Origin of the sequence: Haloarcula sp. KBTZ06, from assembly GCF_048595605.1 — an archaeon.
GTDB classification, from domain to species: Archaea; Halobacteriota; Halobacteria; order Halobacteriales; family Haloarculaceae; genus Haloarcula; species Haloarcula hispanica.
The window spans coordinates 122,958-138,823 of the sequence record NZ_CP184340.1 but is presented as its reverse complement, the minus strand read 5'-3'; the positions used below and the strand labels follow the sequence as shown (position 1 = coordinate 138,823).

12 protein-coding genes are annotated in these 15,866 nt (G+C 60.6%); 8 read left to right on the top strand and 4 right to left on the bottom strand.

The features are described from left to right. Position 1: 1 nt before the first annotated feature. The 4 genes from ACNO8S_RS19065 to ACNO8S_RS19050 form a co-directional block, all read right to left on the bottom strand. Positions 2-1,183, bottom strand: coding sequence for a 4Fe-4S dicluster domain-containing protein (locus tag ACNO8S_RS19065; protein ID WP_064287192.1), 1,182 nt, complete (start codon positions 1,181-1,183; stop codon positions 2-4). Beyond that, positions 1,183-4,377, bottom strand: coding sequence for a molybdopterin-dependent oxidoreductase (locus ACNO8S_RS19060; protein WP_151104054.1), 3,195 nt, complete (start codon positions 4,375-4,377; stop codon positions 1,183-1,185). The genes ACNO8S_RS19065 and ACNO8S_RS19060 overlap by 1 nt, the downstream gene beginning before the upstream one ends. Positions 4,378-4,632: 255 nt before the next feature. Continuing rightward, on the bottom strand, positions 4,633-5,142 hold the full coding sequence (locus ACNO8S_RS19055) for a universal stress protein (RefSeq protein ID WP_064287194.1): 510 nt from the start codon (positions 5,140-5,142) through the stop codon (positions 4,633-4,635). Positions 5,143-5,263: 121 nt separating this feature from the next. Continuing rightward, complete coding sequence (locus ACNO8S_RS19050; protein ID WP_420183127.1) at positions 5,264-6,349, bottom strand: FAD binding domain-containing protein; 1,086 nt, start codon at positions 6,347-6,349, stop codon at positions 5,264-5,266. A 258-nt stretch (positions 6,350-6,607) separates the two neighbouring features. Here ACNO8S_RS19050 and ACNO8S_RS19045 point away from each other — a divergent pair, with 258 nt between their 5' ends. The 8 genes from ACNO8S_RS19045 (at position 6,608) to ACNO8S_RS19010 (ending at position 15,817) form a co-directional block, all read left to right on the top strand. After that, positions 6,608-7,714: a tubulin/FtsZ family protein gene (locus tag ACNO8S_RS19045; RefSeq protein WP_064287195.1), complete on the top strand. Its 1,107-nt coding sequence runs from the start codon at positions 6,608-6,610 to the stop codon at positions 7,712-7,714. A 119-nt stretch (positions 7,715-7,833) separates the two neighbouring features. Then, positions 7,834-8,745 (top strand): acetamidase/formamidase family protein, encoded by a 912-nt coding sequence (locus ACNO8S_RS19040; protein ID WP_151148298.1) that lies wholly within the window; start codon positions 7,834-7,836, stop codon positions 8,743-8,745. Between the two features lie 249 nt (positions 8,746-8,994). After that, complete coding sequence (locus ACNO8S_RS19035) at positions 8,995-10,350, top strand: bifunctional metallophosphatase/5'-nucleotidase (RefSeq protein WP_420183110.1); 1,356 nt, start codon at positions 8,995-8,997, stop codon at positions 10,348-10,350. Positions 10,351-10,799: 449 nt separating this feature from the next. Then, positions 10,800-11,540: a hypothetical protein gene (locus ACNO8S_RS19030; RefSeq protein ID WP_225306815.1), complete on the top strand. Its 741-nt coding sequence runs from the start codon at positions 10,800-10,802 to the stop codon at positions 11,538-11,540. Between the two features lies 1 nt (position 11,541). Then, complete coding sequence (locus ACNO8S_RS19025) at positions 11,542-13,287, top strand: ABC transporter ATP-binding protein (protein WP_151148294.1); 1,746 nt, start codon at positions 11,542-11,544, stop codon at positions 13,285-13,287. After that, the gene (locus tag ACNO8S_RS19020) at positions 13,287-14,096 is read left to right on the top strand and encodes an energy-coupling factor transporter transmembrane component T family protein (RefSeq protein ID WP_129754733.1); all 810 of its coding nucleotides are present in this window, start codon (positions 13,287-13,289) and stop codon (positions 14,094-14,096) included. Before ACNO8S_RS19025 ends, ACNO8S_RS19020 begins: the two co-directional genes overlap by 1 nt. A gap of 186 nt (positions 14,097-14,282) precedes the next feature. Then, positions 14,283-15,029: a 2-phosphosulfolactate phosphatase gene (locus ACNO8S_RS19015; protein ID WP_420183109.1), complete on the top strand. Its 747-nt coding sequence runs from the start codon at positions 14,283-14,285 to the stop codon at positions 15,027-15,029. Then, on the top strand, positions 15,029-15,817 hold the full coding sequence (locus tag ACNO8S_RS19010) for a histidinol-phosphatase HisJ family protein (protein WP_008308249.1): 789 nt from the start codon (positions 15,029-15,031) through the stop codon (positions 15,815-15,817). Before ACNO8S_RS19015 ends, ACNO8S_RS19010 begins: the two co-directional genes overlap by 1 nt. Positions 15,818-15,866 lie beyond the last annotated feature (49 nt).

Below are 15,866 nucleotides of genomic sequence, written 5' to 3'. Positions count from 1 at the left end.
CTCAGGGCTGGTTGGTCCACTGTTCGCCCTCGCGGACCTCCATGGGCTCCTCGATGGGTACGTCGACGACCTTCTCGCCGTTGCGGTCCCATCCCTTCACGCGGTTCTCCTTGACGTTGTAGGTCTCGATGAGCCGCGTCGTCGCGCCGAACAACTGGAGAATGCCAAGCACTTCGTGGCTGGGGTTGCGAGCCCGCTCCTGGACGATGCGGACCGACTCCTCGTAGGTGTCGCCCGGCCACTCGTTTTCTTTGACCTCGGTGTTCGGCGTGAACATCTGGGTCAGGAACTCCGGCGGGACGTGGTACGGCGGCATGTAGAACACCTGCGGCTGGGTCCCGAACTGCGGGTACAGCGGCAGGGCCACCTTCTCGTCGGAGTGGACGAGGTAGTTGATCGGCGAGCGCCCCGACGCGGCGGAGGATTTGCCCCCTGCCGGCCCGGCGTCCGGCCCGCGGTTGATGTTGCCGTGGAGCCGCGTCTTCCCAATGCAGGAGGAGACACACCGCGGGACGTTCCCCTCCTCGATGCGGGGGTAGCAGCCGACCGGCTTCTCGGTGATGCCGGTTTCGGGGTTGTACATCGGCTTGTGGTACGGACAGGCCTTCACACAGCGGCGGTAGCCGCGACACCGCTCCTGATCCAGCAGGACGATACCGTCTTCCTCGCGCTTGTAGATGGCCTTCCGCGGGCAGGCCGCCAGACAGGCCGGGTTCTTGCAGTGGTTACAGAGCCGCGGGAGGTAGAACTGCCAGATGTCGTGGTACTCGTCGTTCTCCAGGTCGGACTCGACGACCTCGCCCTCGGGGTACTCGCCGTGGACCTGATCGTCGCCCAGCGCGGGGTACTCCCAGGCCTGCTTCTCGGCGATGTAGCCGTGGACCTTTTCGCCGTTGTCGGCGGCGTCGAAGATGGTCTGGTCGGCCTCTAAATCGTCGAGCAGCCGCATGTCCCAGCCCATCGGGTAGCCGCCGTAGGGCTCGGTTTCGACGTTCATCCACCACATGTACTCCTCGCCCTCGCCGCTGGTCCAGGTCGACTTACAGGCAAAGGAGCAGGTGTTGCAGTTGATACACCGGTTCGTGTTGATAACCATCCCCCAGTGGTAGTCCCGCTCTTCCTCGCGGTGTTCGTAGGGATAGCTGTGCTCGCGGCCGAGTTGTGGGTTGTACGTTTGTGCCATCAGTCATCGCCTCCTGGGGTCTTCCTGCTGGTACTGCCAGAGCCGCTACCGCTGGGTTGCAAGGACCCGCCGATGTAGTCCTCGACGAGGTCGTCCCGGCGGGCGTCGCCGGGCCACCAGTCCGCTTCCTCGTACTTCTCCACGTCCACGAGGTCGTCCCGGTTGGTCCCTGTCGGAGCCCACACCGTCTCCTCGTAGCCGTGCTCCAGTTCCGCGCCGTGCCAGGCGATGTCCTCGTCGACGATGTCGGAGACGTTGGGGTCGCCGAACACCGCCTTGTGGACGAGGTCGTCGGTCTCCTGCAGCGGATCGAGCCAGATGTTGGTAATCGTGTTGTACCCCTTGACGCCGTCCTCGTCGGCCTCGTCGTCGGGGAAGTGCTGGGGCCACCAGCCGTGCCACAGCGTCAGCTGTCCCATGTCGCCGGCCGACCGCGGGCGCTGACGCTCGCTGACCATCGCCCTGACGACGAGGTCGCCGCGCTTGCCGGTGATGCGGACGTAGTCACCGTTCTCTACATCGATGTCTGCTGCGTCGCTTGGATGCATCTCGACGAACGCTTCACCGAGCGGCGCGACGTCTTCGGACTCGCCGTCCCCGGTGGGGAACGAGAAGTCATCGACCAACCGGTCGGTCCCCTCCGGGTCGCCGCTGACGCTGCCGAAGTCCCGCGAGGCCCAGATGAGGTTCCAGTCCGTCATCCCCCACGAGGAGTGGGTCCGGTACTTGGGGTGGGGGGTGTTGTAGTAGAACTGGTTGCCCTCGTCGTGATACAGCGGGTTCTCCTCGTCCTTGGCCTCGTCCCACTTCTTGTTCACGCCGTAGGGAGTCCCCTCGACGCTCTCGACGTGGTCGATGTCGTCCCGACCGAGTTCGATGAACCGGTCCTCCTCCTTGTGGAACTCCATCCGGCCGGTCTTCGTGTAGAACGGTCGGTCCTCGTGGACCTGCGAGTAGAACGGAATCCGCGGATAGGTCTTGAGGTCTAGCCGTTCCGGGCCGTCCTCCAAGTCCTCGACGTCGATGCTCTGGGTCGTCATCCCGCGGTCGAAGGTCTCTTGGATGTAGTTCTTGACGTCGCCGTCTTCCTCCAGGAACTCCTCGAAGTACGCCCGGTAGGAGTCGACGTTTCGCTCCTCGGGCGGAATCTTCTCGTCCAGTTTCTCGGCGACCATCGCGACGGCTTCCCCGTCCTGTTTGGTGTCGTAGATGGGGTCCATCACGCCGTGGTCCATCTGGACGAACGGGTTCTCCGGCCCGATGGTGATGTCGGGGTACTCACACTCCAGCCAGGACGGCACCGGGAGCACGATGTCGGCGTGTCTGGCGGAGTAGGTCATGTGCATGTCCGAGACGATGAACAGGTCGTTCTCGGTGTCTGGGTGTTTGACGAAGTTCTCGATGACGTGCTCCTGATGTTTGGTCTGGTTCAGGAGGTTGCAGTTCATCGTCCACAGGATCGACGGCTTGGACATCGTGTACGAGCCGGCGTTCTTCGGCATCACCGGCTCCTCGGCGTCGCCCTGAGGGACGAGGTCCATCTCGCGGTCGAAGTCGCCGCGAATCTCGTGGGGGTCGAGTTTCTCGCCGCCGAAGAAGGCGAAGGCGTAGCCCGGATACATCCCGTGGGCGGCGTTGCCGTCCGGGTTGACGTAGTGGGGGTACCCGTCCAGCAGTTCGATCTTGTACTGGCCGGAGTAGTTGTAGTACCCCTGGCCGGCGTCGCCGATGTTCCCGAGCATCGCCTGGACGAGGAACACCGCCCGCTGGAGCGCGTCGTTGGAGTGGAACCAGTGGTTGATCCCCTCGCCGGTGAACCACTGGCCCTTCTCGGCGTCGGCGAACTCCCGCGCCGTCTGGGCGAGCTTGTCCGCCGGAATCGTGGTGATGTCCTCGACCGTCTCCGGGTCGTAGTTCTCGATGATGTTGTCCCGCTGGCGGGCGAAGTCGCTCCGGACGGCGACGGTCGAGCCATCGGTCAGTGCCACCTCGCTGTCGACGTCTAGCTGCGGCGTGGTCGGCATCTCCTCGCCGACCTCCTCGCGGGTCATCGCTACGGGCTGGCCGTCCTCACCCAGCACCACGAAGTCGCCCCAGTCGTTGTGCTCGTGCTGCTCGTCGATGTCCTCCGCGGGCGGTTCGACGTCCTCGAACACCTCGTGTGCGCGAAGGTATTTGCCCGTGTCCTCCCGGATGAGTAGGGGAAGACTCGTGAACTTCCGCATGAACTCGGCGTCGTACAGTTCCTCGGCCATGATGACGTGGGCCATGCCGAGGGCGAACGCCGGGTCGCTCCCGGGGCGGATCGGCAGCCACCGGTCACACTTCTGGACCGTCGGCGAGTAGTCCGGGTAGACGCCGACCATCTTCCCACCGCGCTCGCGGGTCTCCTGCAGGAAGTGGTTGTCTGCGAGCTTGTTGTGGATGAGGTTCTTCCCCTGGATGATGGTGTAGTCGGCTTTGCGCCAGGCGACGGCGTCAGAATCGGATGTCTGGTAACCAGTGGTGATGACGTGGCCTGGCGGCAGGTCGGCGTACCAGTCGTACTCGGTCCACTCACAGCCGCCGAAGATGGACGCCAGTCGGCGGCCCGAGCCGTGCCGGGTGAACAGTCCATCTGCCTTGATGGCGTTGAAGATGTGGAACCGCTTGTTGTCCTCTAAGTTCGCCATCTTCTCGGCGATGAGGTCGATGGCCTCGTCCCAGGAGACGCGCTCGAACTCGTCCTCGCCGCGGCCCTCGGGGTTAGGGTCCTCGGGGTCCCACCCCTTGCGGACCATCGGGTACTTGATGCGCGACGGCTCGAACGTCCGGCGGTGCAGGGAGAGCCCCTTCATACAGCCACGGGGGTTCCAGTGCTGGCTGACGCCGGCGTCCTCATAGCCCGACGGCCCGACCGAGGGTTCCTCGTTGTGATACACCTGCTCGGCCCGTATCGGGACGCCGTTTTTCATGTAGAAGTTCAGCGCACACGACTGGGTGCAGTTGGGGTGACACACCGTCCAGTCCACCTCGTCGTAGGCGTAGATGTCGTGGTACACCTGCTCCCAGTCCCGGTTCGGATAGGACTTGAGCGGGTTGTCCACGCTCGTTATCGGTTCCGTGGACTGTGTCGCGCCCCAAGCACCTTCGGCGAGCGCGCCGACCGTCCCTGCGCCAGCCGCGGTCAGGAAGTCCCGCCGTGACAGTTTCACCGGACATCACTCCGTTGGACAGCGCGTATCTGCATACGTGGGACCCACGGCCTTTGCTAAATGAACGATACTACAGGTTCCCAATTGGTGAGACGGGGCACGAAGATATTCGGCGAAAAAGGGTCTAAGGACGGGCTTCTGTTTTCAATACTTTACTGTCGGCTGTAAGTCTGTAAAGAATTTCGCCACCCGGGGTGGCGAATATCTTAAAATAGTTACAGCCAACAGTATTGACTTGCCGAAGACTATCGGTACCTACTCCGGGAGATAAAAATCGGATTTCGATTGTCTGTGCGGGGACGTGTTCCTGAGCTGGGCGATCTTGGACGGGTTCCGATGGCGAACGATGACGACGTCGTAGGCGTCGTCCGATGCAATCGACCCGCCGACACTGCTGATGCTCGTGACTAGGTGGCCGGCGTTTTCGCTTCCGATGAATACCATTGACGCGCCTTCTCTCTTGGCCATCTTACGGATGGCTTTCGCCACCGATCCGGCCGGCGCGTACCGATCCACGACTGTATGTCGGAAATCCGAACTCGGACACAGGTCCATCACCTGCTCGTGCAGTGAGGTGACGACTGTCTCCAGATCGAATTCTTCGTTCGGCCCGATCCAGTCGCGTTCTCGGGCGTACTTGGCATTCTCGTTCCGAATAACGCTGATGGCCAACACGTCCTCTTCGAAGACGGTGCCGAACTCCGTCGCCCGAACGAGTGCTGCCTCGGCCAGTTCGGAGCCGTCGAACGGCACAACGAGTGTCATACGCTGATTACCGGAGCCATAGACAAGTAACATACCGTTCGTTCTTACACGGCGAGAAGACAGCCCGCAATCGAAGAGCCAGTACTGCACCCAGACCCGAGACACGCAGAACGGTAGTCCATCAACTCCCGAGGGACAACCGTTCGTCGCCCATTCGCTTGCCTTGCGCAACGAGACGCTCTCCGTAGTCGGTCCGGGCGTCGTCCCATGACGCCAGCGCGTCTCCGAGCGAACTGTGGCGGTCGAGAGCGGCTTTTAGTTCGACGGCGTCGCTGGCCGCCTTCGCAGTGCCAGCGGCAGTGTGTGGGCGGGCGACGAACGCCGCATCACCGAGCAGACAGACCCTATCGACTGTCATCCGGGGGATCCGGAGGTCGTAAATCGCCTGCACGAAAGGCGCTGCTGTTGTTGCAACGAGGTCGGCAAACACGGGCGGCAGTATCTCGGTCGCCCGCTCGCGCTGGCGCGTTTCGACCGGGTTTTGGAGGTGCCCCGGCGACACGCTGAACTGCTGGCTTGCTCCTGTCGTGTCGGTAAAGATAGTATCACGCTCGCGCCCGCGGAGTGTGTCGTACCAGACCCAGTTGAGACGGCGGTCACCGGGTGCTGTGCTGCCATCGCCGCCTGGGATGAAGTACGCGAGGATGAGCGTTCGCTCTCCCTGATAAAACGTGAAGCGGCCGTCGAACGCGTCGATGACTGCATCCGAAACGTCCGCCTCCGGGACGACACCACGCCACGCGACGTAGTCGGCAAACTCCGGTTCGGTCTCGGGAAACAGTTGCGCACGGGCCGTCGACTGCCCGCCGTCGGCAGCGACGACCAGATCGGCCGCGGTCCGGTCCCCATCGGCGAATCGAACCGTGCCGTCTGTGGCCCTGAGACTGGTGACAGTCCGACCGGCGTGGTACCGGTCGTCCGGGAACGCCGCCCGCAATTGACGGTAGACGGCGTCCCAGGAGGTGAACACCATCGAATCCGGTGTCGACGTCCGTACATCGCCGTCAGCAGTCAGAAACCGCCGCTCACTGGCTCGGGTGGTGATGGTCGCCGGGTCGACGATGTCGTGTCGTGAGAGGAACTGTCGGATCGACTGCTGGGCGACGATGCCGCCGCCGCGACTTCGGAGGTCGCCGGCCGATTGCTCGGCGACCGTCACGTCGTGGCCTGCACTGTCGAGAGCGATGCCGGTAAACAGGCCGCCCATCGACCCGCCGGAGATGGTGACGGACAGGGAATCGGATGGTTCGTTGGCGAGGTCCTGTGACACGGCCCCTCTCAGCGCTTGCCGTACGAAAGGCCTCTGGTCACCAGCCGATGACAGTATCGCTCCCGAACACCAGCCCCGAGAGGCGCTCCTGAAGTTCCCCTGTCGCTTCCGCTGTAAATCATCATACTACGAAGTCCCAATGGTTGCCTCGCACCGAGTCGGACTATTAATGTCAGCCGACACTAAACACGACGTATGCGAGTCGCGGCAGTCGGAATCGGTGGTGCCGGGGGACGGATCGTCGAGCGGCTGTGGCAGGACAACGAACGCCGCGAGACGACGTATCTCGGCGCGGCCTGCGCCGTCGATACGGACACCGAAGCGCTCGACGAACTCGACGCACTTCCGGACGACCGGCGGCATGCCTTCGGGCTCTCCGAAACAAACGGGGCCGGAACGAACGGGGACCGGACGAACGGTACTGCCGCCATCGAAGACGAACGGCTCGAAGTGCGCCGGCCGATAGACCAACTGGTAACGAGCGATATCGACGCTCTCGTCCTCGTGGCCGGACTTGCGGGCGGGACGGGCAGTGGCGCTACGGCCCACATTGCCGACGCACTCAGAGAGATTTACACGATCCCGGTCTACTGCCTGTCGGTGTTACCCGCCGGCAGGGACGACGAAGCAGCCGCCAACACCATCCAAGCACTTCGAGCGCTGGAACCGACCGTCGACGGGCAGATACTGTTCGACAACGAAGCGTGGCTCGGAAGCGGACAGACGGTCGAGACGGCCGCCGAGACGCTGAACGAGACTGTCGTGACACGGCTGGGTGCACTATTCGCAGCGGGTGAGGCGACGGCATCCGACGCAGTCGGCCAGAGCGTCGTCGACGCCAGCGAAATAATCAACACCCTCTCGGATTCGGGTTTCACTACGCTTGGCTACGCCAGTCAGGACCTGCAAGCGGACGATGGCGGCAGTGACGAGACAGTCATAGACCAGCTCAAGAACCGTTTTCTCGGCGACAACTCGGACGACGTCGACGAAATCGAGGCATACAACGCCGTCGAGACGACACTTCGCCGCGCTGTACGCGGCAAACTGACGGCCCAGTGCGAGCTGGATTCGGTCGACAGAGCCCTGGCCGTGTTTGCCGGGCCGCCCGCGTGGTTGATCCGGGATGCCGTTACCGACGGGCGGCGATGGCTCACGGAGGAACTGCAGTCACCGGAGGTACGGAGCGGCGATATGCCGACGCCGGACCGGGACACGTTGTCGGTTCTGGTCGTACTCAGCGGCGTCACAGAACTGCCGCGGCTGGTGGAACTCAAAACGCTGGTCGACGAATCAAAATGAGACGGCCCGTTAGATTCTCGTGGGACTGGAGCCAGACCGTCTGAAGTGCGGAAAAAACGAGACAAAGCGGATTGCACTCAAATAGATTTATAAGTGACAGTTTTCAACGAAACCATACGATGACACGGACTGTCATATCATACGAAGACGGCCACGTCTACGAGTTCGCCCCGAATATGGAACCGCTGTATACGGCTGCAGACGGGGAATCGCTCACATTCGAAACCATCGATAGCCTGAACAAAGCCGTTCAATCAGACGCTGATCTGATGGATGCGATCCCTGAAGAAGTGAATGCGGCTACAGGGCCGGTTGCTGTCGAGGGAGCTACACCCGGCGACGTCCTCAAGGTTGAGATCGAAGACGTCCGAGTCACCGAGGATCTGGGTCGCGTAATTACGGCACCGGGGTTTGGACTCCTCCAGGATCACGAGGACATCGAACACCCAGCGACGCGCGTGACGGAGATAACCGACGACGGGGAGGCACTCTCGTTCAAGGATATAGAGGTACCAGTCGATCCCGTCATCGGGACCATTGGCGTGGCAACGTCCGAGGAATCGATGTCGACTCTGACGCCACACGACCACGGCGGAAATCTCGATACCACGGATATGACCACCGGGACGACGGCCTACTTTCCGGTGTTCCAGGACGGTGCGATGTTAGCGATGGGTGACTCGAAGGCCGCGATGGCAGACGGTGAAATGTGTGGCACTGGTGCCGAAATCGGAACCGAGATCGACGTCACCGTCTCAGTAATCTCGGATGCCGCTGTCGACCTTGAGCGCCCACTCGTCGACACCGGTGACGCGTGGAAGACGATTGCAAGTGCCGAAACGATGGAAGATGCGGTCAAGACGGCAAACGAGGACCTCATCGGATTGCTCGCTGCCGAACACGAGTACACGCTGACCGACGCCTACCTCTTTTCGAGCCTCGTTGGCGGCCTCGAAATCAGCCAAGTCGTCGACCCACTCGTTACTGTGCGGAACTCCATTCCGCGCGAATACCTCCCAGATCCATTCTAATTATCGCGGCGAATCTTTCAGTCCTGTTGGTACTTAGCGGGACGACAGTTTCAATGGGGACACTCATCTGGATGATGGATTTCTGCTCGTCCTGCTACCGGCATTCCGCAAACTGGTGGCTCTGAATCCGGTGTACACCGTTGAACGAACGTACGCCCTTCCAGAATCGAGAGCTTCTGCTATCGGCCCCCTGCCAAGAAGCCACAAACGGTATCCACTTCTATGCCCCGCTGGAATCGGCTCCGAAAGATGTCGATCCGGTTGCTCCACTACTCTGACATTGAGAACGCTTGCGACGACCCCGTGCGGATGGGTCGGCTTGCCGGAACGATCCAGTCAATCCGCGGGGAGGATACTGTAGTCGCTGGCACCGGCGACAACACTGCACCGGGTGTCCTCGCCCATTACTACGAGGGGTATCAAGCACTGCCGTTTTTCCAGGCAGTGAGTACCGACGTCGAGACGGTAGGGAACCACGATTTCGACTTCGGGACTGCTCCCATTCTGGACGTGGTCTCGAAGAGTCCACAGGAGTGGGTCGTTGCGAACGTTTACGAAAGCGAGAGTGAGGGTGGCGCTCCCTTCGCCGGATTAGACGGGACGACAGTCTTGCATCGAGATGGCCGGCGAGTCGGATTCGTCGGCGTAGTCGATCCCGCGACTCCCCGGATTGCTTCCGGCGCGTCAGAGCTGAACGTGACCAATCCTGTCGAGAGCGTGCGGAAAGCGGTCAGCGAACTCGGCAACAGTGTCGATCATTTCGTCGTCCTCGCACACTTGCGAGACGACGTAGAGACCGACGTTGCGGCCGTCGAGGGTGTCGACGCGGTCCTCGGCGGCCACGTCCACAGGGAGCGCCACGAGGCTGTCGACGGAACACTGGTTGTCCGCCCCGGAGCGAACGGGCAGGTGGTCTGGGAAGTCGAACTCTTCGACGGGGACCGCTCGCCGATTGCCACCCGTCATTCGACAGCCGAGGGACCTATCGACGAGTCCGTGGCCGACATGACCCGCGAACGGCTGGCCGATGTCGGTCTGCTGGAGACTGTTGCCACTGTCGACGATCCGATCCATCGAGGCCTCGACCGGCGAACCCGCGGCGAGAGCCGCGTTGGCAACCTCGTGGCTGACGCCTATCGCTGGGCGGCTGATACTGACGTCAGCTTCGTCCACAATGGTGGCCTTCGAACGGGGCGACCCCTGTCCGGCGAGGTCACTGCTGGCGAGGTGGCCAGCGTACACCCCTTCGGCGGTACGGTAGAAGTCCTCGGCGTCTCCGGTGAACAACTACGAACCCTCTTGCAGGCGGCCTTCCGTCCACACCGCGAGGACGGACGGCTCTGGCACGGCGACGTCAGCGGGATGACCGTCGAGTACGATTCCGAGGCTGGACGGCTAATCGGTGTGGCTGTCAACGGCCAGAGTCTCGAAGCCGACCGAGAGTACAGACTTGCCACCAACTCCTACGTCGTCTACAGCGATGACTGGCCGATTCCACACGAGGCAACCATTGACTCGTTCGGTCTCCCATTCGAGACCGTCGCAGACTACGCTCGCGAAGAGGGCATCACTGTTCAGGTTGGTGGCCGACTCCAGAACTGCTGACCGGGTCCCGCCACGGATGGCCCTTCTGCAACTGTCTCCTTCAGGAACTGACCGTTCCAGAACTACTCTGTCGTAGTAACCAACAGTACTTGCTATCGACGGGCCTTGTTTCGACGCGGTGCAGGTCGGCCGATCGGTAGCTATCGGAAAAACGAACTCGACCAGAGACCCCCACAGACCGGTCCTGTTCAGCCGACACAGACACCACCCCACGTTATTGGAGACCTCTAAACAGGGCCGTATATAGTATTACGAGTCACGGTGGACGGTTCATAGTAGTCAGTATACATATTATAAATGTTCAAACACGTCATCAGTATGCGTTCCAGTGTAGCATGAGCACACTCTCGGCTGATACGGAGAGTTGGTTATCGTTTGGTAAACAGGACATGATGGTGTTCATACTCGTTATGTCCCTTACCGGGTTGCAGAATGCGTTCACAGAAATCATGCCCGAGTTCACGGTCGGACCGCTAGAACTGGGCGTTGGTGGCTTCATCTTTATCCCGATCGTGCTGGTGCTACTTTTCAGGACCTACTGGGCTGCAGTAGCCGTTCCTGTTGGCGAAATCGTATTCGGAGAGATACTGCTCGGTGAGTTCGATGGTCTGGGTGCCATGGAGGGATTGCTTCTCATTCCGGTTTGCTATTATTTCGCCGCGAAACTGCTTCAGGACCCGGAAAACACCACACAGTTGGCAATTGTCGTGTTTCTGGCTGAGGCACTCGAAGAGTTCTTCGCTACGTTCATCGACATTGGGAAGGTGTATATCGGGGTTGAAGAATTGGAAGCCGTACCCGGCCTCCCCGAGAGCATTATCGTGCTCGAAGGGGTCGACTTCCTCACACAGATGCTAATCACGGGGATTCTTTTCGGCGTCATCCCCGCACTGTATCTCTACCCCAAACTCCACGGTAAAGTCGAACCGCTGCTCGGTATGGAACCGTTTGAGGGTGAACGCGGCGGGTCGATGTGGCGTGGCTTTTCCCCGAAGGCGCTGTTGGCGGTGCTTATCGCGTTCCCGCTCGCCTTCGTGGCCGAGGCTGCCAGCGAAGTCGGCGGGGCGGTCAACGTAGTCTGGGAGCCGGAATTCCTCGCGACGTTCGGTCAGAGTTACATCGCAGTTCCGATCGTCGTCTCCGCTATCGTCGCCACCATCGTCTGGTACCGCGCAACGCAAACGGCGTAAGATGATGACAGCGACACACGACTCTCAAATTGCCGTTGACGAACTGCAGTTCCGGTATCCCGGTGCTGACGAAGCTGTGTTGACCGGGGCGGAGCTGACGATAGAGCCCGGTGAGTTCGTCGCCATCATCGGTGGGAACGGTTCCGGCAAGACGACGCTGTGTAAGTCGTTTAACGGAATCATCCCGCATTTTTACGAGGGTGATATGCGAGGCCAAGTTACCGTCGCTGGACACGATGTCTCCGAGAGCTCTGTTGCAGAGCTCTCACAGCACGTCGGCTACGTGTTCCAGGAGTTCGATAACCAGCTCGTCAGTCCGACTGTATTCGAGGAAGTCGCTTTCGCCCCGATGAACTATGGACACGAGGACTACCGCGAACGAGTCCACCGGACACTAGATCTGCTCGATTTGAGCGGGCTGGAAGACCGCTTCGTCTGGGAACTCTCCGGCGGGCAAAAACACTTGGTTGCGCTGGCAGCAGCGTTATCGCTAGACCCCGACATCCTCGTCGTCGACGAACCGGCGGCACAACTGGACCCAGTCAACGCTCGGGAGACCTACGACCGTCTCGCCACGCTCAACGAAACCCACGGGAAAACCGTGGTCACTATCGAACATCAGACAGAGTTCATCGCCGAATACTGCGATAGCGTCGTCCTCGTCGAGGACGGTATTGTCCGTTGGAAATTACCGGTCGAGACGGCCCTCAATCAGTTGGAAGACCTCAGAGGACAGGACGTCCATCCCCCACAGGTCACGCGGATCGCCGAGCGCGTCCTCGATGATGCTCGCCCGCTCCCGGTGACGCTCGCGGACGGCCTCGATCTATTCACCGATTACGGCGACACCACTGTGGCTCGAACTGACGGACCACCGGAGGTGAACCGGAAAGGGAAGCCTGTCATCTCCTTCAATAACGTCTCGCAGTCGTACGATACACTCCGAAGCGGGACGAAAGACGTTCTCGATACCCTCTCATTGGATGTCTACCCAGACGAGCGGGTCGTCCTCGTCGGCAGCAACGGCGCTGGGAAATCCACGCTCATGCAACTGGTGACTGGCTTGGAGACACCCGACGAAGGGACGGTCACCGTCGGCGGAACAGACACCGAAGACGTCCTCCCAGAGCAACTGGCCGAGGAGGTCGTCTACGTCAAGCAGAACCCCGAAGAGATGTTTATCGACGATACTGTCCGAGCTGATGTCGCTCACTATCTCGATGATAGGGGCTACCCGAACGTCGAGCAGCGAGTCGACGAGGTGATCGAATTCCTCGACTTGGAAGATCTGCAGTCCCGGGACGGCCGCCTGCTCAGCGTCGGCCAACAGCGCCGGGCGTCACTGGCTATCGGGCTTGCGACGAACCCGTCGATTATCCTGCTCGACGAACCAACCGGCAGTCTCGACCTCGCGAGTCGCGAGGAGGTCGGTCGAACCATCGACCGGGCGGGCGACCGTGTCGAGACGGTCGTGATTGCGACACACGACCTCGAGCTCGCGGCATCGTGGGCGACTCGTGTCGTCGTGCTCGACGACGGTGACATCATCGCTGACGGCCCGCCGAGTGACGTGTTTGCTGACCTTGCCGCTCTCGAACGAGCGAACCTTCACCCACCGCAAGTGGTCCGCCTGGGGACAGAACTCGGTCTCAGTCCCGCACCGCTCACAGTCGAGGCGTTCACGGACCGACTGAACACGGCAAGTCCGCCGGACGAGACATCGAAACCGACCGTGGAGGAGCAGTGATGACGACACTCGATGCGCTTCGTGATGCCACGTCCGTCGAGGCGATCAAGGCTGACTTGCTTCGGACGGCCTACGAGAACGAGGGTTCGTTCCTCCACCGCTTGGACCCCAGAGTCCTGTTACTCTGGTACGTCGTCTTCCTGTTCGTCCCATGGCTGTTCTACGACACAACCATCCTTCTCGGACTGCTAGCGTTCGTGTCGGTGCTCGCAGTACTTTCACGGGTCAGCCTGTTCCTCGTCGGACTGATGGCGTTTACCGTGGCAACGACGTTAGGATCGTACGCTGTCGTGACTGTCTTTACGGGTGATCCCGTTGCGGCGATTCGAGCGTTAGTTCCGTACACGCTGAAGTTAACGATTATCTCCGTGTCGAGTTTGGCGGTGTTCTCGAGCATGGGTCCGAAGACCCTCTCTCAGGGTCTCAGAAGTCTCGGGATTCCACGACAGTTCACGTTCCTCATCACGTACGGCTACCGGATGCTCCCAGTGTTGTTTGAGGAGTACCACGATCTGGTGAACTCGTTCCGGTTACGGAGTACGGCTCCCGACTCACCCGGGCGATTCCGCTGGCGGCACTACGTCTACCTGCTGAAGCTATCGGTGCGTGCGTTCTATCCGATGATCTTCAACGTGGCAAAGCGAAGTCGCGTCACCGTCGAGGCCATGGAAGCCCGGGGATTCTCGCACTCACTAGCCGACGAGGCGAGTACGGAACTTCGGCTGGCGGACATGCAGATTCGACCCGTCGATGTCGGGTTCTTCGCCGGTTCTCTGCTCGTCGTTGCCGGACTCGCGCTTCTTCTGTGATGTCCTCCGCGCCGTTGACTGTTTCCTTACCTCGTTCTCATTTTCTTACTAGCCTATCAAAAGGAACTCTAGTGTACCCTTTGACAGTCTGGCACTGTCTACCGTATATTGAGGGATACATATCGAGTGTAACTGGTCCATAGGGCTCTTAGCGGTCTTTTTGACATGACGGACTGAGTGAGTGATATGAGCCTGATTACCGGGAACTCGCTCGAATCGAAACTGCTGGAGACGATTATTCTCGGCCGAGCAAAGATTCCGGACGATCCCAATCCAGGGAACTATGTCGTCGTCGACGTGGCGCAGTTCTCGACGACGGTCCCGGAACTGTTTGCGAATGGCGCGGAGTACATCTACATTACCGAGGAACGGGGGAACGAACCAGCATTCAAGGCTGAACATCCAGACGCGAAAATCGGCGGGAGTTCCGGCCCGGACTATCGGGGCGAAGAAGGATACGACTTCTTCAATTCACCGAGCTTCGTTCAGGATATTGACGTCGCCGGTCGGCCGACTGCGATGACCTCGACCAACGGTGGGAACGCGGTCACGGATATCCGTTTAGCAGGCGGTGACGACGTCGATATCTACGTTGGTGGGTTGACTAACGGGAAAGCGGTCGCCGACTATCTCGCAGACAGCGACCGCGAGACCTATTTCGTTGCCGCCGGCTCGAGAGGGAAACCCTCGCCTGAGGACCTCGTTGGCGCGCTGTATATTGCTCGGCAACTGCACGGGAAGCCACTGACACCGGAGCAACGCGATATCTATCGGGAAGTCGTTCAGTTCGCGAAGGGGCCGAAGTACGAGGAGAAACCACAGATCAAGCGTACGGACCTCTACGAGTACACACTCGCGTTCGACAGCCGTGACGTCGTTCCGAAACTGGACGGGCAACGGCTCTATGACGTGAGTGGCGAGACCGAGATCTGATGCGGACCGATATCCACACACACACCACGTACTCGGATGGGTCGGATCTCGACGCAATGGTTACCGCGGCCGAACAGGCTGGCTTGTCTGCACTCGGGCTGACTGATCACTGTATCGTCACTGAAGACGACTTCGGGCGACGTGCGAGATACGACCTCGTCGAAACGTATCAACAACGCCGGGAGGACATTCGTGCTGCCAGAGACACGACTGCCCTCCAACTGTACGATGCTGCCGAAGTAAGCTACGTCGAAGGCACCGAGTCGCGTATTGCGTCGTTTCTCGACACCGCCGACTTCGCATACACTATCGGGAGCGTCCACTTCGCCGACCAGTACGACTACACCAGTGGGACACAGTACGTTACTGCGTCCGCAACGCAACGCCGGCGGGCCGTCGAGCGGTACTACGATGCGGTCGTTGCGCTCATCGAATCTGAACTCTTCGACGTAGTCGGGCACCTCGACCTCCCAGAGCGCATTCCAACGTTGCGACGGCACACAATTCGAGCGGATTACGACCGGGTCGCACGAGCGCTTGCTGACTCCGAGACAGTCCCTGAGGTAAACGCCGGTCGCGTCCATCGCTCGCTCGGCCGGGTACATCCCGACCCAGCGATGCTAGATCTGTTTACCGAGTATGGAATCCAGTTCGTCCTCGGATCGGACAGCCACACGCCTGCAGAACTCTCGCAGCGAGTCCCCGAACTACGAACACTGACTGAAACACTAGACCGGTCACCTGTTGCTGCTGTACTACGCGATAATCAACAGTACCGTGATTTTTGAGCAACCTATAGTAGCCATTGAAAATCAATGCACACCAGATCGCACGACG

What these genes read in the sequence shown, in the direction of transcription:
- ACNO8S_RS19010 (WP_008308249.1), top strand. Translation starts at nt 15,029, where the DNA reads ATGCGGACCGATATCCACACACACACCACGTACTCGGATGGGTCGGAT.
- ACNO8S_RS19035 (WP_420183110.1), top strand. Translation starts at nt 8,995, where the DNA reads ATGTCGATCCGGTTGCTCCACTACTCTGACATTGAGAACGCTTGCGAC.
- ACNO8S_RS19030 (WP_225306815.1), top strand. Translation starts at nt 10,800, where the DNA reads ATGCCCGAGTTCACGGTCGGACCGCTAGAACTGGGCGTTGGTGGCTTC.
- ACNO8S_RS19015 (WP_420183109.1), top strand. Translation starts at nt 14,283, where the DNA reads ATGAGCCTGATTACCGGGAACTCGCTCGAATCGAAACTGCTGGAGACG.
- ACNO8S_RS19040 (WP_151148298.1), top strand. Translation starts at nt 7,834, where the DNA reads ATGACACGGACTGTCATATCATACGAAGACGGCCACGTCTACGAGTTC.
- ACNO8S_RS19025 (WP_151148294.1), top strand. Translation starts at nt 11,542, where the DNA reads ATGATGACAGCGACACACGACTCTCAAATTGCCGTTGACGAACTGCAG.
- ACNO8S_RS19055 (WP_064287194.1), bottom strand. Translation starts at nt 5,142, where the DNA reads ATGACACTCGTTGTGCCGTTCGACGGCTCCGAACTGGCCGAGGCAGCA.
- ACNO8S_RS19020 (WP_129754733.1), top strand. Translation starts at nt 13,287, where the DNA reads ATGACGACACTCGATGCGCTTCGTGATGCCACGTCCGTCGAGGCGATC.
- ACNO8S_RS19050 (WP_420183127.1), bottom strand. Translation starts at nt 6,349, where the DNA reads ATGGGCGGCCTGTTTACCGGCATCGCTCTCGACAGTGCAGGCCACGAC.
- ACNO8S_RS19045 (WP_064287195.1), top strand. Translation starts at nt 6,608, where the DNA reads ATGCGAGTCGCGGCAGTCGGAATCGGTGGTGCCGGGGGACGGATCGTC.
- ACNO8S_RS19065 (WP_064287192.1), bottom strand. Translation starts at nt 1,183, where the DNA reads ATGGCACAAACGTACAACCCACAACTCGGCCGCGAGCACAGCTATCCC.